This is a genomic window from Streptomyces sp. NPDC005017, assembly GCF_042873115.1.
In the GTDB taxonomy this organism is placed as follows: domain Bacteria; phylum Actinomycetota; class Actinomycetes; order Streptomycetales; family Streptomycetaceae; genus Streptomyces.
The window spans coordinates 1-14307 of sequence record NZ_JBIALD010000016.1 but is presented as its reverse complement, the minus strand read 5'-3'; the positions used below and the strand labels follow the sequence as shown (position 1 = coordinate 14307).

Here is a 14307-nt window from a genome sequence, read left to right as displayed (position 1 = left end):
TTGCAACGGATCAACGCTTCCCTACAGTTGGTGCGGCCCACACGGAACCGGTTCCGCGGTCCCGCCGGGGCAGCAGCAGAGCGACAAGGAGTGACGTAAGTGCCGGAACAGCCGAGGCCAGCGCAGCCGATGCCGCCGACGGAGGAGGTCGCGGAGTTCCTCCGCGGACGGCGGGAGCAGATCGCCCAGCGCTGGGCCGACGCCTCGCTCTTCCGGACGGTCTTCACGGTGTCCCGGGACGAGGCGGTGGAGGCGGGCCGCGCCGTGGTGGAGGCGCTGGCCGCGGTCGCCGCCGCCGGGCGCCCGGAGGACGCGGGCGCCGGGGCCTTCGCCGTCGTACGCGAACAGCTGGCGCGGACCGCCGACGCCCGGTCCCGGGCCGGTGCCGACGCCGCCCTGATCTCCGCCGAGGTGGACGCCCTGCGCCCGCCGGTCACCGACCTGCTCGCCGCCGAGCTCTCCGGGGCACCGGCGGAGCACGTCCTCGAGTGCACGACGACGCTGACCGTCCTGATGGGCACGCTCCGCCTGGTCGTCCAGGACACGGCGCTCAGCGCGGGACGGGACGTCATCGACCGCCAGCGGCTGCAACTCCTGGAGGTGACCACGCCGGTGATCCGGCTCTGGGACGGCATCGTCGCCGTACCGCTGATCGGCACCCTCGACAGCGCCCGCAGCCAGGTGGTGATGGAGACACTGCTGAACGCCGTCGTCGACCAGCAGGCGCACTTCGCCATCCTGGACATCACCGGCGTCCCCACCGTCGACTCCCTGGTGGCCCAGCATCTGATGAAGACGGTGGCCGCGGCGCGTCTGATGGGAGCGGAATGCATCGTCTCCGGAATCCGGCCGGCCATCGCGCAGACCATCGTCCACCTGGGCATCGACCTGAGCTCCGTGCTCACCCGGGCCAGCCTCGCGGACGCGCTGGCGTACGCGCTGCGCCAGCAGGGCGCCGACATCGTGCAGCTCGCCTCGCACGGCACGGCGCCGCGGTGACCGGCGTGTTCACCCCGCGCTACGAGAGCCGGGTGCCCGTCCTCAGGCTCGGCGGTGTCCTGCTGGTCACCCTCCAGGGCGACCTGCACGACGGCACGGCGGAGCAACTCCAGCAGGACATCGGCGAGATGGTCGCCGACAGCGGTGTCGCCGGGGTCGTCATCGACCTGTCCGGCGTGGAGATCATCGACTCGTTCATGGGCAGGGTGCTCAGCGACATCGCCTCCCAGACACGGCTGCTGGCCGCCCAGACCGTGGTGGCCGGGATGCGTCCCGCGGTGGCGATCACCCTGGTCGAACTGGGTCTGACGCTGCCGGGGCTGCGTACGGCGCTCAGCACCGAGGAGGCCGTGCGCGACCTCGGCGCCGAGGCCGCGCACGGCCTTCTCGGGGACGGCCGGACCCGACGGGAGCGGCCGTGACCCACACCGGCGGCGAGGTCTCCGCCTGCCTGCCGATCCGCTCCGACCTCGATCTGGTGTGGGTGCGCCAGCACGTCCGCCAACTGGCCGTCACCGCCGGATTCGGCCTGGTCGACCAGACCAAACTGGTCACCGCCGCCAGCGAACTGGCACGCAACGCCCTCGTCCACGGCGGTGGCGGCGAGGTGGAGTGCGCCCTGGTGAACCGGTCCGGGGTGGCGGGCCTGCGGCTGACCTTCGCCGACGAGGGCCCCGGCATCGCCGACCTGGACCAGGCCCTGTGCGACGGCTACACCTCAGGCGGCGGACTCGGCATGGGCCTCGGCGGCGCCCGGCGGCTCGTGCACGACTTCGCCGTCGACAGCCGCCCCGGCGGCGGCACCGTCGTCACCGTCACCTCCTGGGTCGGCCGGCCGCCCCGCCCCCGCGAGGCGCGCTGATGCCCCGCGTCCGGGAGGTGCCCGTGCACGACTCCACCCGCGTCCGTGACGTACGGGTGGCCGCCGAGGCCGTCGCACGTCAGGCCGGGCTCGACGAGGACCGCACCGCCGAGGCCGCCCTGGTGGCCACCGAGCTCGCCACCAACCTGCTCAAGCACGCCGGCGGCGGCCGCGTCCTGCTGGAGGCCGTGAGTCCGGCCGTGCCCGCCCACGGCGACACCGAGGCGGCCGTCGTGCAGATACTGGCCGTCGACCACGGGCCCGGTATCGCCGATGTCGCCGCGGCGCTGCGCGACGGGCACTCCACCGCCGCCTCCCTCGGCGCCGGACTCGGCACCTGCCTGCGCACCGCCGACGACTTCGACCTGCACAGCACCCCCGGCAGAGGCACGATCGCGCTGGCCCGGATCGCCCCCCGCGGCGCCCCCCGCGGTGCCCCGCGCCGCGCCCGCCCGTCCGGCCCCGCGCGGGCCGGAGGCATCAACATCCCCTTCGCCGGAGCCGAGTTCTCCGGTGACGCCTGGGCCTGGGCCCGCTCGGGCGACCGGCTCACCCTGATGCTGGCCGACGGCCTCGGACACGGCGAGCACGCCGCGCGGGCCTCCTCCGCCGCCGTCACGGAGGTCCGGCGCCGCGCGGATCTGCCCGTGGACCGGCTGCTGCGCACCCTGCACGAGGCCCTGCGCGGCACCCGCGGCGCCGCCGTCGCGGTCGCCCAGCTCGACACCGCCACCGGACGGCTGTCCTTCAGCGGCGTCGGCAACATCGGCGCCAGACTGCGCCGCGGCGACCGCTGGCGGCCGCTGCTGTCCCGGCCCGGCATCGTCGGCGCCCACCTCCCGGCCACCCTCCCGTGCCAGGTGGAGGAGTGGACCGACGACTGCCTGCTCGTCCTGCACAGCGACGGCCTCCCCAGCCGGTGGAGCGCCGACCCCTTCCACCACGACCCCGCCCGCGACCCCGCCGCCGTCGCCGCCGCGATCGTGCGCGACGCCAGCAGCCCCGCCCGCCCGGTGCGCGACGACACCGCGGTCGTCGTGCTGACCCCCACCCCGCCGGACCGCCCCTGATGAACCCCACCTGGAACGTCCGCGGCGTCACCGACGCCGCACGGACCCGCATCGCGACCGCCCGGCTGGCCGCCGCCTGCGGAGTGCAGCCCGTCGAGCGCACCCGCCTGATGGCCGCGCTCACCGCCCAGCTCAGACAGTGCCTCACCAAGGGCGGCGCCTGGACCGTCACCGCGCGCACCGACGCGCCGCCCGGCGAGAACCGCCTCACCGTCGAGGTACGCCCGGCCGACGGGCGCCCCGTCTGGCAGGCGTCCGTCGTCCGCTTCCCGGACCCGGAGGCCGCCCCCGTACCCGCCGCACACGTCCCGGACGACGAGGTCACCCTCGCCGAGGCCCTGTTCTCCGCCGACGAGGACGCGGGCCTGCTGCTCGACCAGCTCGACGAACAGCGGGCCCTGGTCGGCTTCCACCGGGAGGAACTCCACCAGACCAACCAGGGCGTCGTCGCCCTGCACGCCGAGCTGGACGCCGCCGGAGAACGCCAGCGCGAGCTGTTCGCCGCCGAACAGAGCGCCCGGCGCGAGGCGGAGAACGCCCGGGGCAGACTCACCTTCCTCGCCGACGCCAGCGCCGTCCTCACCGCCTCCCTGGACCCCGACGCCGTCGTACGGCTCCTCCCGGATCTGCTGGTGCCGCGCTACGCCCGCACCGTGGACGTCTGGCTGTTCGACACGCCGGACGACCCGCACCCCGCGGTGGCGCGTCCGGCCGCCGCGGTCGTCGCCGCCCGCCGCGGCCGCCCCCAGTACGCCGCCGACCACGCGGGCGGGCTGCCCGGCGTCGACGACCGGCCGCCGTCCGCGCTCGCCCCCGACCGGCCCCTGCTCTGCATCCCCCTGCTCACCCACCGCACGACCCAGGGCGTCCTCACCCTCACCCCGCCCGAGGAGCGCTGGGACCCCGACGACGCGGTCATGCTCGTCGAACTGACCCGGCGGGCCGGCATCGCCCTGGAGAACGCCCGGCGCTACGAGCACAACCGCGACATCGCCGAGACCCTCCAGCGCGCCCTGCTCACCGACCTGCCCACGGTCCCCGGCATGGACCTCGCGGCCCGCTATCTGCCCGCCACCCGCGGCATGAACATCGGCGGCGACTGGTACGACGCCTTCCGCCAGCCCGACGGCAGCCTGATCACCGTCGTCGGCGACGTCACCGGACACGGACTGCACGCGGCCGTGACGATGAGCCAGCTCCGCACCGCCCTGCGCGCCTACGCCGTCCACGGGGCGGGCCCCGGCCGGCTCCTGACCCAGCTGCACCAGTTCCTGCACCACCTGCGGCTCGACTTCTACGCCACCGCGGTCATCGCCCGGTTCCGTCCCGGCACGGGCGAACTCACCTGGGCGGCCGCCGGACACCCGCCGCCCGTGCTGCGCACCCCGGACGGAAGGGTGCGCACCCTGGACGCCCGGCCGGGCGCGATGCTCGGCATCCCCCTGGACCAGGAGATCGCCGAGCACACCGAGTCCCTGCCGCCCGGCTCGACGCTCGCCCTCTACACCGACGGCCTCGTGGAACGCCGCGCCCAGGGCATCGACCCCGGGATCGAGCGGCTGGCGCGCGCCCTGTCCGCCGTCCGCCCGGGAGACCTCGCGGGGGATCTCGACGGCTGCGCCGACGGGCTGCTGCAGCCGCTGCTCGACGACTCCGAACACGACGACGACGTATGCCTGCTGCTGTGCCATGTGGACGACGCGGAGAGGGCCCGGACGGGGGAGGGGCGGGACGGCGTGCCACGGGCGGGCCGGTGACGGCGGGCGGGGCCGGGCGGGCCGCCCAGTACGCTGACCTCGTGGCCAGGGGACAGCAGAACGAGACCGGCGGCGCCGTCGCCGGGAGCACACCGACCGACCCGCAGCGGTTCGCCGTCGCGCTGCGGCGGACCATCGGGGAGATCAACCGGCTGGTCCACGGCTTCGCCCTGGCACAGGGACTGCACCCCACCGACGTCCAGGCGCTGTCCTTCGTGCTGGACAGCCCGCAGCCGCCGACCCCGGGCATGCTGCGCGAGCACCTCGGTCTGACCTCCGGCGCGGTGACCGCCTGCCTCGACCGGCTGGAGAAGGCCGGGCACATCCGCCGTCTGCGCGAGAGCGCCGACCGCCGGGTCGTCCACATCCACTACGAGGAGGGCGGGCGGGCCGCCGCGCGCACCTACTTCATGCCGCTCGCCCAGGCGGCCGAACAGGCCCGTGTCCGGTTCAGCGAGGACGAACTCGCCGTGGTGCTGCGCTACCTGGACGCGCTGAACACCGAACTCGGCGAGGTGCGCGTACCGCGACGCTGATCGGCCGCGTCCCCGCCGTACGGCGTCTCGGGCGCGACGAGACGCCGCCGTGCCTGTGTTCCTCGCGGACGTCACCGGCCGGTGCCGGCCGGGCGCATCCGCCGGAGCCCTTCGAGGGGAAACGGGGACAGGTGCCACTCGACAGGAAGGGAGCCGTCGTGGTGGAGGCGGACGCGGCCGTCCGGGAAGCGGGAGCCGCAGGGCTTTCCCGGGCGCGCCGGCCGAGCGGACACATCCCGGGAACGCGGCCCCCCTTCGTGTTCCAGGGACCCACCGCCCGGCCCGCCGCGTCCGCCGCCGCGCACCAGGTGCCCCAGGGAGCCCGGCCACGGCCGCCCCGCCGGCACCGCCCGGCCACGCCCGCGCGAGCGGCGGCCGACCGGAGTCCCCGTCGAGGACGGCACCCCGGTCATGACGAACGAGCGAGGAGGTGGTCATGTGGCCGCGGTCCGGGAGACGACGGACGTGCTGGTGATCGGCGCCGGGGTCGCGGGGCTCGCCTGTGCCCGTGACGTGGCGGACGCGGGCCTGCGGGTGCGGGTGGTCGAGGCCTCCGACGAGGTCGGCGGGCGCATGCGCTCCGACCGGGTCGAGGGCTTCGTGGTGGACCGCGGTTTCCAGGTCGTCAACACGTCCTACCCGCAACTGCGCCGCAGGGTGGTCCTGAAGGACCTGAGGCTGAGGCCCTTCACCCCCGGGGTCCTCGTCCACACCCCGACGGGCCGGCTGCGGTTCAGCGACCCCACCCGGCGCCCGCGCTCTCTGCCCGACCTGCTGCCCGGACGTCTCGCGGGCCCCCGTGACCTGGCCGCCCTCGCGGCGCTCACCGCCCGCGACCTGCTCGCCCCGCCCCGGCGCCTCAAGAGGCTCCCGGACACCACGACCCGTACCGCCCTCGCGGACGCGGGGATCTCCGACGCGCTCGTGGAACGGTTCCTCAGGCCCTTCCTCGCCGGGGTCTTCCTGGAGGACGACCTGGCCACGTCGAGCCGCTTCTTCCACCTGGTGTGGCGCAGCATGCTGCGCGGCACCCTGTGCCTGCCCGCCGAGGGCGTCGGAGCCGTCCCGCGCGCCCTGGCCGGCGCCCTGCCCACGGGCACGGTCCGGCTGGAGACCCCCGTGGAACGCCTGACACCCGGCGGCGCGCTGACCGCCGACGGCCGGGAGCTCCCCGCCCGCGCCGTCGTGGTGGCCGCCGGCCCCCGGTCCGTCACCGACCTGCTCCCCGGGGTCGACGTACCCGCCTACCGGGTCGTGACCACCTACTACCACGCCGCGCCGCGCTCCCCGCTGGGCGAGCCGACGCTGCTCGTGGACACCCGTCGCCGGTTCCTGAACACCTGTGTGCTGAGCGACGTCGTGCCCGGTCACGCCCCTCCCGCCCACGCCCTGATCGCCACCTCGGTCCTCGGCCCGGACGCCGAGGGCCGCGAGAACCGGCTGCGCGCCGCGCTCGCCGAGGCGTACGGCACCGGCACCGAGGGCTGGCATCTGCTGACCGTGCGCACGGTCCAGGAGGCCCTGCCCGTCATGACACCGCCCCAGCCGCTCAGCCGCACCACCCGGGTCTCGCCCGGCCGGTACGTGTGCGGCGACCACCGGGCGACCGGCTCCGTCCAGGGCGCCATGGCCTCGGGCGCGCGGGCCGCGCGCGAGGTGCTGCGAGACCTGCGGCCTTAGGTCCTGTCGTCGGACTCCCGTCGTCGCCCGGAGGACGGCCCCGCGGCGTCAGGTGCGTGCTCTGGGGGAGTGCCGGGTGCAAGCCCTCGTACCGGACGTACTCGGGCTGGTGCCGGGTGCGGCGAGTGGGGGCGCCTCCCACGAAGTGGGGGAGCGTGCGTGGCGTCGCGGGGCAGGTGGGAGTTCGACGACAGGGCCCTGGGCCCCAGGACCAGGGGCCGGAGCGGGGCCCGTCGCCTGACCGACCGTCCCCGGCGGCCGTAACCGGCCGTCGGGCCGAGGCGGGAGACGAACGTGGACATCGAAGGAGCACGCGTCCTGGTACCCGGCGCCGGCGGCGTCATCGGGAGCGCGCTGGCCGCACGACTGCACGGGCTCGGCGCCCGGGTCGCCCTGGCCGGCCGCACCCCCGCGCCCCTGGCACGCGCCGCCGCCACCTGCGGGGGAGCGCCGGTCCACCGGATCGACGCCTACGACCTGGAGGGCTGCGCGCACACCGTGCCCTGGGCGGCGGACGCGCTGGGCGGGCTGGACGCGGTCGTCGTCTGCGTCGGCGTCGCCGGGTTCGGCCGGGCCGACACCGTGCCGGACTGGGTCGCGGAACACCTCCTCACGGTCAACGCGCTCGCCCCGATGGCCTTTCTGCGGGCCGCGCTGCCCGTCGTGCCCCGGGGCGGGGCCCTCGCGGCGGTCACCGGCGTCGTGGTCGACGCCGCGCCGGCGGGCATGGCGGACTACGCGGCCTCGAAGGCGGCGCTCGCGGCCTGGCTGACGGCCGTCCGGCGCGAGCGGCGGCGCGAGGGCGTGGCCGTCCTGGACATCCGGCTGCCGCACGTGGAGTCGGGGTTCGCCGCCCGCGCCGTGGCCGGCTCCCCGCCCGCGCTGCCCCGCGGCCTGACCGTCGCCGAGGCGGTGGACGAGATCCTCGACGCCCTGCTCCGGCCCGCCCCGGCCGCCCACCGCCCGGACTGAGACGGCCCGCTCGCCCCGGGGTCACGACGCACCGCGGCACCCGGGGGCACCGCGCGCTCCGGGCAAAGCGATGCAAAGACGTTGCGACTTGTGGGGCGAGTTCCGCGCCGAGCACGGTGGAGATGCCGCAGTCGCTCCGGGCTACGGACGTCCGGCGGCCGGCCGCCGAGGGCGCGGTCCGGGCCGATCCGCCCGGGGGCGAGGCGGCCCGGCCACCGCCGCACGAGGAGTGGACACCATGAGCGCAGTGCAGGCTCCCGACCGCGTCGCCGACGCGGCTCCCGCATGGCCTCGGGGCGGGAACCACCCGGACGACGAACTCGCCGCCGGCTTCGTCGCGGGCGACGAGAACTGCCTGGAAGTGGTCTACCACCGGTGGGGCGCGCTGGTGTACACCCTGGCGTGCCGCTCCCTGGGCGACGCGCGGGAGGCGGAGGACGTCACCCAGACGGTGTTCCTGGCCGCATGGCGAGGGCGTTCGGGGTTCGCCCCGCAGCGCGGCGCCCTGGGCGCGTGGCTGGTCGGGATCACCCGCCGCAAGGTCGCCGACGCGCTGTCGGCCCGGACCCGCCGGGCGGAACTGGTGACGGCGGCGGGGACGAGGCTGGCCCTGGAGCCCGCCGACCGGCACGAGCAGCCGGAAGCGGTGCTGGACCGCGTCGTGCTGACCGAGGAACTGCGCAGGCTGCCCCACGCCCAGCGGCGGGTGCTGACCCTGGCCTTCTACGACGACCTCACCCACACCCAGATCGCCGAGCTCACCGGCTGGCCCCTGGGCACCGTGAAGAGCCACGCGCGACGGGGCCTGCTGCGGCTCGCGCGCTGCCTGGAGGCCGACGCCGTCCGGGGATGACGTCCGGCGGCGAGAGGGCTCGCCCCCGCTCGGCGTTGCGGGCCGCGCGGGGGCGGCATGTGGCTCCCACCCGTACGGGTCGCCCGAGGCGCGGCGCCCGGCCTCACCCGTACGGGCCGCGCAGGCTGGTGGCCGGGAGGGGCCGGTGGTGCGCTGGGGACATCGTCCGTGATCCCCGGAGGCACCCGTCATGACCCGTCGCCCGTCCCGCCCCGCCCGCGTCGCCGCCGCCGTCCTGGCCGCGGGAGTCCTGCTGGCCACCGGGGCCTGCTCCGACGGCGGCGGCGACGAAACGACGGCCGGGGAGACCACCAGGCCGCCGTCCGACACCGCCTCACGCCCCGCGGTCCCCGAGGCCGCCACGCCGTCCGGAGCCCTGACCGAGGCGCAGGCGAAGACGGCACTGATCACGGAGGCGGACATCGAGGACGAGTGGACGCAGGTCGACGACGCGGCGAAGTGGCGGGACTCGCTGCTGGCCGGCTCCGTCGACGTCGACGACTTCCTCACCGGCAAGGCGGACGCCTCCGACTGCCAGCGCCTGATGGACGGCCTCTACAGCGAGGACCTGCTCGGCATGCCGTCCGGGGCGTCCGCGCTCACCGGCTTCGAGGAGGGGGACTCCCGGCTCCTCTACCAGGTCGCCGCCTACAGCGGTTCCGGCCTCGACGACTCGATGGACTGGCTGGAGTCCCTCCCCCAGAAGTGCGACGAGTTCACCGTGACCGGTTCCGGGAACTCGGAGCGCACCGTCCAGGTCGTCGAGACCACGCTGCCCGACGAGGGAGACGCCCGGCAGGGCCTGCAGGTAACCGTCCAGGGCACGGCCGACGGCGCTCCGACGACACTGACGCTCAACGTCGGCGTGGTGCGCGTCGACGACAACGCGATCACCGTGACGGCGGGCGGCCCGGACGGCGGACAGCCGGACTCCGTGGACACCGCCGTGAAGCAGGGCACCGGTCGGCTCGAGACCGTCCTCGAGGGCGGTACGCCCGCCGCGTCCCCCACCCAGGGCGACTGACCGGCCACGGCGGCCGGCGCGCGTGTGCGGGCGGGTGGCGGGCGCGGGCGGGAGTCCTCCCGGCCAGGGTGGATGATGTCTGTACATCGACAATCATTCTGGGGGGACGATGGGTTCGCGCACCGCCCTGTCCGCCGTCGGCCTGCTGCTCCTGGCCGTCACCGCCTGTGGGGCCGGGGACGGCGAAGGCACCACCGCGGGTGGCGACGAGGCCGCCTGCGAGGCCGCCCTGATCCGGCAGGCCGATGAGTTCGCGCGGGCGGGCGGCCCGCCCGCCGACGCCGAGGACCCGGCCGCCTGCGCCGGACTGGACGAGCGGACTCTCCGGCGCGTCCACGCGCGGATCATCGGGGAGGTCGTCGGCGGCGACGAGTTCCGCGAGCACGTCGAGGACGCCCTCGGGGACCCCGCGCTGTCGGGCCTCCCCGAGCCCACGGGAGCGTTCGGGACCCCCGGTCCCGACGGGCTCGAGGAGGAACTCGCCGACCTCCAGGACGAGATGGACGCCATGGAGAGCGTCCTCGCCACCGCATCCCCCTGACCCAGGCCGGGGGAGGAATCCGCCGCGGCGAGGGATGGGCCGACGATCCGCGGGTAGACGCGTCTTTACACCCGCTCCGCGCCCCCGGGGCCGAGGCGGGCCCTGTCGTCGACCGTCCCAGGAGGTCAGCCGTGCCAGGCATGCTGGAGAAGCTCATGCGGTTCAGCCGGAGCCCGCAGGGCCGCCGCGCCGTGGAACAGGTGCGCCGCGCGTCCGCCGACCCGCGGCGCCGGGCCCAGGCGCAGCGGCTCCTCGGAAGGCTGCGGCGGCGCCCCTGAGGGCACGGCCCGGCGGTGACGGCCGGGGCGGGCGTCCCCCATGGCGTCCTGGTCCGCGCCCGTCCGGCCGCCGCCCGCATCCGTCCCGGCGCCGGGGAGCGAATCGCTGCACGACACCGGTCCGGACGGCGTGACCGGCGCGGGCCGGCGCACGCCGGCCCCGAGGAGGCGAGCATGCAGGGTGTGACGGCGTACGGGACACAGGCGGAACCCCCGGGGTCCGAGGCGCCGCCGGTGCGGGAGAACTCCGCCGACGTCTTCCTGGCCTGGCGCAGCATCGGGCTGCGGACCATGTCGGCGATGCTCGTCCTGTCGCTGCGGCGGGCGGGCGCCCGCGCGTTCGAGGCCCGTTGCCAGTGGCCCCGTCTGCATCCCCTCAACGAGCGCCGCGTTCCCGTCGCCCATCACCCGCTGATCATGGTCGAGTCGCTGCGCCAGCTCGCCGCGCTGCTGGAGCAGGGGGACGCCCGTCAGGCCGCCGTGCTGGAGCCCGTCTCGGTACGGCTGGGGCTGCGGGCCGACGCACAGCCGCTGGAGTCCGGCGACGCCACGGACGTGGAGGTACGGCTGACCGTGGCCGACATCCTCCGTGAGGACGACGGAGTCGCCGCCTGCCGTGTCTCGGCCGACTATCTGCACGACGGCGGCACGTTCGGGTCGTGCACCATGCGTCTGGTCCGCCGTCCCCCGGGCACCGGCGCCCCGGAGCCGGCCGGTGCGGCGCCGCCCGCCGGTCTGCTGCGTCCCGGCGCGGAGGCCGTGGGAGCCGCGGCCGAGACCGACGTCCTGCTGGCCCGCACCCCGCAGGGCCGGCTCGTACTCTCCCCGCGCGACCCCGGCCATCCCGTGCTCCTGCCCGGACGGCCGCCCTTCCTCCCTGCGGCGGCCCTGCTGGAAGCCGGACGCCAGGCGATGCTGCTGGCCTCGGGGAGGCCGGCCGCCGCGGTGACCGGCCTGAGCGTGGACCTGCACAGCCCCGTGCCGAGCGGCGGCAGCGCCTTCGTCGAGCTGACCGGACAGGCGCTCAGCGCCCGCTTCGCCGTTCTCACGGACGGCCGGCCGGTGGCGACGGGGACGGTCGGTCTGCTGGGCGCCTGACGGCTCGCCCGGAACCGGGCGAGTGGTGCGGCGACGAACCGCACCACTCGGGAACGTGTCGGGGACCCGCACTACCCGGAACGTGTCGGGAATCCGCAACCCTCGGGAACGTGCCCGGGACGGCGGTCCCCGCCGCCGTCGACCGTTCACCTCCTGCGGCTCCTGGGCCGGTACGCCAGCCACACCAGCACGGCTCCGCCCGCGGCCGCCGTCAGCACCACGACACGCCGGCCGCGCAGCGCCCGCGCCCCCTGGACCGCCGTGCGGCGCACCGGCTCGGGCGTCCGGTCGCCTAGGAGGTGCCCGGCCCGCGCGGTCTTCGCCCGGGCCTGCCGGGAGACCTGACCGGCCTTGTCCTTCACGGGGTGGGCGACCCTGTCCTCGACGGCGTGGGTGACATCGGCCGCCTTGGCCCTCAACTGCCCCGCCCTCTCGGCCGCTTGCTGTTTGACCTCGGCCGCCTTCTGCCGTGCCCTGGCCTTGACGTCGGTCTTGGCGGCCAGTGCCTGCACGGTCCGGCCGAGGTCGCCGCGGACGTCCTCGACGTGCTCGCGCAGTTCCTCGGAGGAGGCGGTCCGCCCGTTGCGGGATGGCTGGTTCATCGTCGTGCACTCTCCTTGATCTCGTTCAGGTCGGCCTTGACGCCGGCGATGGCCTGTCGGGGTGCGGGCGGTGAGCCCTGCGCGACCTGCTTCTTCCCCGCGTGGGCCAGGACCGCGGTGACCAGGCCCAGGACGGCGGTGACGATCAGCGCCGCCGCCCAGACCGGCAGCGGCACCGCCAGCGCGGCCACGGCCGTGGCCACCAGGGCCTGCAGTGCCAGGAAGCCGCACACACCGGCTCCGCCGAACATCCCGCCGCCCTTGCCGTACCGCCTGCCCTTCTCCTTCATCTCCTCCCGGGCCAGCCGCAGTTCGCCGCGCACCAACTCCGTCAGCTGCCGCGTGGCGCGCTCCACCAGCTCGCCCGCCGACTCGTCGCCCGAGGGCCGCGCACCGGGCCCGGCCTCTCGCTCGAGGGGTCGTGCACTCGACACGGCGATCACCTTCCGTCTCCCACGTTCGCGCCGATTCCGTTTCGTTGCGGTCCTCCGGACTCCGTACGTCGCGAACGGTGCCGCTTCCGTACGGCGCGTGAGGTCGCGAGTACCCCGTACGCGCGGGATCACGGCACCCGATCCGAGACGGCCCGCGAGGCCCGGCGGACGGGCCCGGCGGGCCGCCGCATAGGATCGCCCGGTCCCCGTCACGACAAGGAGTGCCCGCCCGGTGAGCGCCGTCGTCCCGCCCCGTACCGCCGCCGGTCCTCTGGAGATGCGGGAACTGACCCGCCTCGAGGACGGCGAGACGCTGCACGCCCTGCTGTGGCGTGCGGGCGGCGGCTGGCGGATGGTCAGCAGCGCGGTCCTGGGCGGCGGTCTGGGGGAACGGTCCTGGGTGCTCAACGCCCAGGTCTCCCACGGCTACCGCCGTACCGACCCGGACCGGCACCTGGCCCGACTGGCGGCCGACGCGGGCGAGTACGGCCCCGGAGTGGGACTGATGACGGCCGCCGACGTCCAGGCCTACGGCCGTGCTCACGACGGCGGTGTCCACGCCGTCGCCACCGCCGGACTCGGAGTGCGCGGCTGGGCCGCCTCGCCTGCCGAGGGCGCGTACGGGCAGGCTCCGCCGGGCACGGTCAACATCGTGGTCGCCCTCCCGGTCGCCCTCACCGACGCGGCTCTCGTCAACGCGGTCGCCACCGCCACCGAGGCCAAGGTCCAGGCCCTGCTCGACGCCGGGTACGACTGTTCGGGGACGCCGACCGACGCGGTGTGCGTGGCCGCGCGCCGACCCGGTGGCGAGGCGGAGACCGTGGCCTTCGCCGGTCCCCGTTCGGTCTGGGGCGCCCGGCTGGCCCGGGCGGTGCACGGCGCCGTACGCGCCGCAGCGCCCGGGGCGTGACGCATCCGGCGCATCCGTTCACGGCCCTGGGAGGGAACTCAGCACAGCCCACCACCAAGCGAGGAGGCAGACCATGACCGCCCACGCGCCCGGCGTCGCCTTCGACCCCGCGACCACGGTGTCCCTCGGCGCCCCCTGGAGGGTCGCGCCCGACGCCGGCCGCCTCACACCCCCGCTCTGCGCCCACCTGGACGCACCGGCCGTGCCCGGCGACCTGGCCTGGCCGGCCTGCGCGCAGTGCCTGGCGCGCGGATGGACCTGGCGGAGGCTGCGGTGGTGCGCGACCTGTGGGCACGTGGGCTGCTGCGACAGCTCCCGCGGCGCCCACGCCTTCGGCCATCACATGGAGACGGGCCATCCCGTCGCCGCGTCCCTCGCCGCGGACGAGGACTGGGCCTGGTGCTTCGCCGACGAGGTCTTCCTGCTGCCCGCCACGGGGTGAGGGCGGGTTCGGGGTGGCCGAGGGGCGCGGGTACGGGCTGTTCGAGTGGCGCGGGGACGGAGTGTCCGAGGAGCACGGGGACGGCTGTTCGAGTGGCGCGGGTACGGGGTGGCCGAGGGGCGGGGGGGCGGGGGGGTGGGGCCCCCCCCCCCCCGGGGGGCGGCCACCAACACCACCCCCGGGCGCCCACCCCCCCCCCGCGCGGGCGCCCGACCCAAGTTGGCCCCGACCACCCCCCACCCGGCCGCC

17 protein-coding genes are annotated in these 14307 nt (G+C 76.0%); 15 read left to right on the top strand and 2 right to left on the bottom strand.

Features of this window, described 5'->3' with window-relative positions:
• Positions 1–129 precede the first annotated feature (129 nt).
• From ACFYR0_RS23695 to ACFYR0_RS23635, 13 genes are all read left to right on the top strand, one after another.
• Positions 130–999 carry an STAS domain-containing protein gene (locus ACFYR0_RS23695; protein WP_389331827.1) on the top strand — a complete coding sequence of 290 codons (870 nt, stop codon included), beginning with the start codon at positions 130–132 and terminating at the stop codon, positions 997–999.
• Positions 996–1421: an STAS domain-containing protein gene (locus ACFYR0_RS23690; protein ID WP_389331414.1), complete on the top strand. Its 426-nt coding sequence runs from the start codon at positions 996–998 to the stop codon at positions 1419–1421. Before ACFYR0_RS23695 ends, ACFYR0_RS23690 begins: the two co-directional genes overlap by 4 nt.
• Positions 1418–1861 (top strand): anti-sigma regulatory factor, encoded by a 444-nt coding sequence (locus ACFYR0_RS23685; protein ID WP_389331411.1) that lies wholly within the window; start codon positions 1418–1420, stop codon positions 1859–1861. Before ACFYR0_RS23690 ends, ACFYR0_RS23685 begins: the two co-directional genes overlap by 4 nt.
• Positions 1861–2931, top strand: a complete 1071-nt coding sequence (locus ACFYR0_RS23680; RefSeq protein ID WP_389331409.1) for a SpoIIE family protein phosphatase — start codon at positions 1861–1863, stop codon at positions 2929–2931. The genes ACFYR0_RS23685 and ACFYR0_RS23680 overlap by 1 nt, the downstream gene beginning before the upstream one ends.
• Positions 2931–4688, top strand: coding sequence for a PP2C family protein-serine/threonine phosphatase (locus tag ACFYR0_RS23675; protein ID WP_389331406.1), 1758 nt, complete (start codon positions 2931–2933; stop codon positions 4686–4688). The genes ACFYR0_RS23680 and ACFYR0_RS23675 overlap by 1 nt, the downstream gene beginning before the upstream one ends.
• A gap of 41 nt (positions 4689–4729) precedes the next feature.
• A complete protein-coding gene (locus tag ACFYR0_RS23670) occupies positions 4730–5224 on the top strand; it encodes a MarR family winged helix-turn-helix transcriptional regulator (protein WP_389331403.1) in 495 nt (164 codons plus the stop codon).
• Positions 5225–5635: 411 nt separating this feature from the next.
• On the top strand, positions 5636–6904 hold the full coding sequence (locus ACFYR0_RS23665) for an NAD(P)/FAD-dependent oxidoreductase (RefSeq protein ID WP_389331400.1): 1269 nt from the start codon (positions 5636–5638) through the stop codon (positions 6902–6904).
• 294 nt (positions 6905–7198) lie between these two features.
• Positions 7199–7876 carry an SDR family NAD(P)-dependent oxidoreductase gene (locus tag ACFYR0_RS23660; RefSeq protein ID WP_389331397.1) on the top strand — a complete coding sequence of 226 codons (678 nt, stop codon included), beginning with the start codon at positions 7199–7201 and terminating at the stop codon, positions 7874–7876.
• Between the two features lie 238 nt (positions 7877–8114).
• On the top strand, positions 8115–8729 hold the full coding sequence (locus ACFYR0_RS23655; protein ID WP_389331394.1) for a sigma-70 family RNA polymerase sigma factor: 615 nt from the start codon (positions 8115–8117) through the stop codon (positions 8727–8729).
• A gap of 190 nt (positions 8730–8919) precedes the next feature.
• Positions 8920–9753, top strand: coding sequence for a hypothetical protein (locus ACFYR0_RS23650; protein ID WP_389331392.1), 834 nt, complete (start codon positions 8920–8922; stop codon positions 9751–9753).
• Between the two features lie 109 nt (positions 9754–9862).
• On the top strand, positions 9863–10294 hold the full coding sequence (locus tag ACFYR0_RS23645; RefSeq protein ID WP_389331389.1) for a hypothetical protein: 432 nt from the start codon (positions 9863–9865) through the stop codon (positions 10292–10294).
• Between the two features lie 131 nt (positions 10295–10425).
• On the top strand, positions 10426–10572 hold the full coding sequence (locus tag ACFYR0_RS23640) for a hypothetical protein (protein WP_386381222.1): 147 nt from the start codon (positions 10426–10428) through the stop codon (positions 10570–10572).
• A 174-nt stretch (positions 10573–10746) separates the two neighbouring features.
• A complete protein-coding gene (locus ACFYR0_RS23635; protein WP_389331386.1) occupies positions 10747–11670 on the top strand; it encodes a hypothetical protein in 924 nt (307 codons plus the stop codon).
• 146 nt (positions 11671–11816) lie between these two features.
• On the opposite strand, the gene ACFYR0_RS23630 is transcribed toward ACFYR0_RS23635, so the two are convergent.
• Both ACFYR0_RS23630 and ACFYR0_RS23625 read right to left on the bottom strand, forming a co-directional pair.
• Entirely contained in the window at positions 11817–12272 is a 456-nt protein-coding gene (locus ACFYR0_RS23630; RefSeq protein ID WP_389331383.1) for a DUF3618 domain-containing protein, read from the bottom strand.
• The gene (locus tag ACFYR0_RS23625; RefSeq protein WP_389331380.1) at positions 12269–12715 is read right to left on the bottom strand and encodes a phage holin family protein; all 447 of its coding nucleotides are present in this window, start codon (positions 12713–12715) and stop codon (positions 12269–12271) included. Before ACFYR0_RS23625 ends, ACFYR0_RS23630 begins: the two co-directional genes overlap by 4 nt.
• Before the next feature lie 223 nt (positions 12716–12938).
• Between ACFYR0_RS23625 and ACFYR0_RS23620 the strand changes: the two genes are divergently transcribed.
• Together ACFYR0_RS23620 and ACFYR0_RS23615 are read left to right on the top strand one after the other, a co-directional pair.
• Complete coding sequence (locus ACFYR0_RS23620; protein ID WP_389331378.1) at positions 12939–13616, top strand: adenosylcobinamide amidohydrolase; 678 nt, start codon at positions 12939–12941, stop codon at positions 13614–13616.
• Between the two features lie 73 nt (positions 13617–13689).
• On the top strand, positions 13690–14058 hold the full coding sequence (locus ACFYR0_RS23615; RefSeq protein WP_389331375.1) for a UBP-type zinc finger domain-containing protein: 369 nt from the start codon (positions 13690–13692) through the stop codon (positions 14056–14058).
• Positions 14059–14307 lie beyond the last annotated feature (249 nt).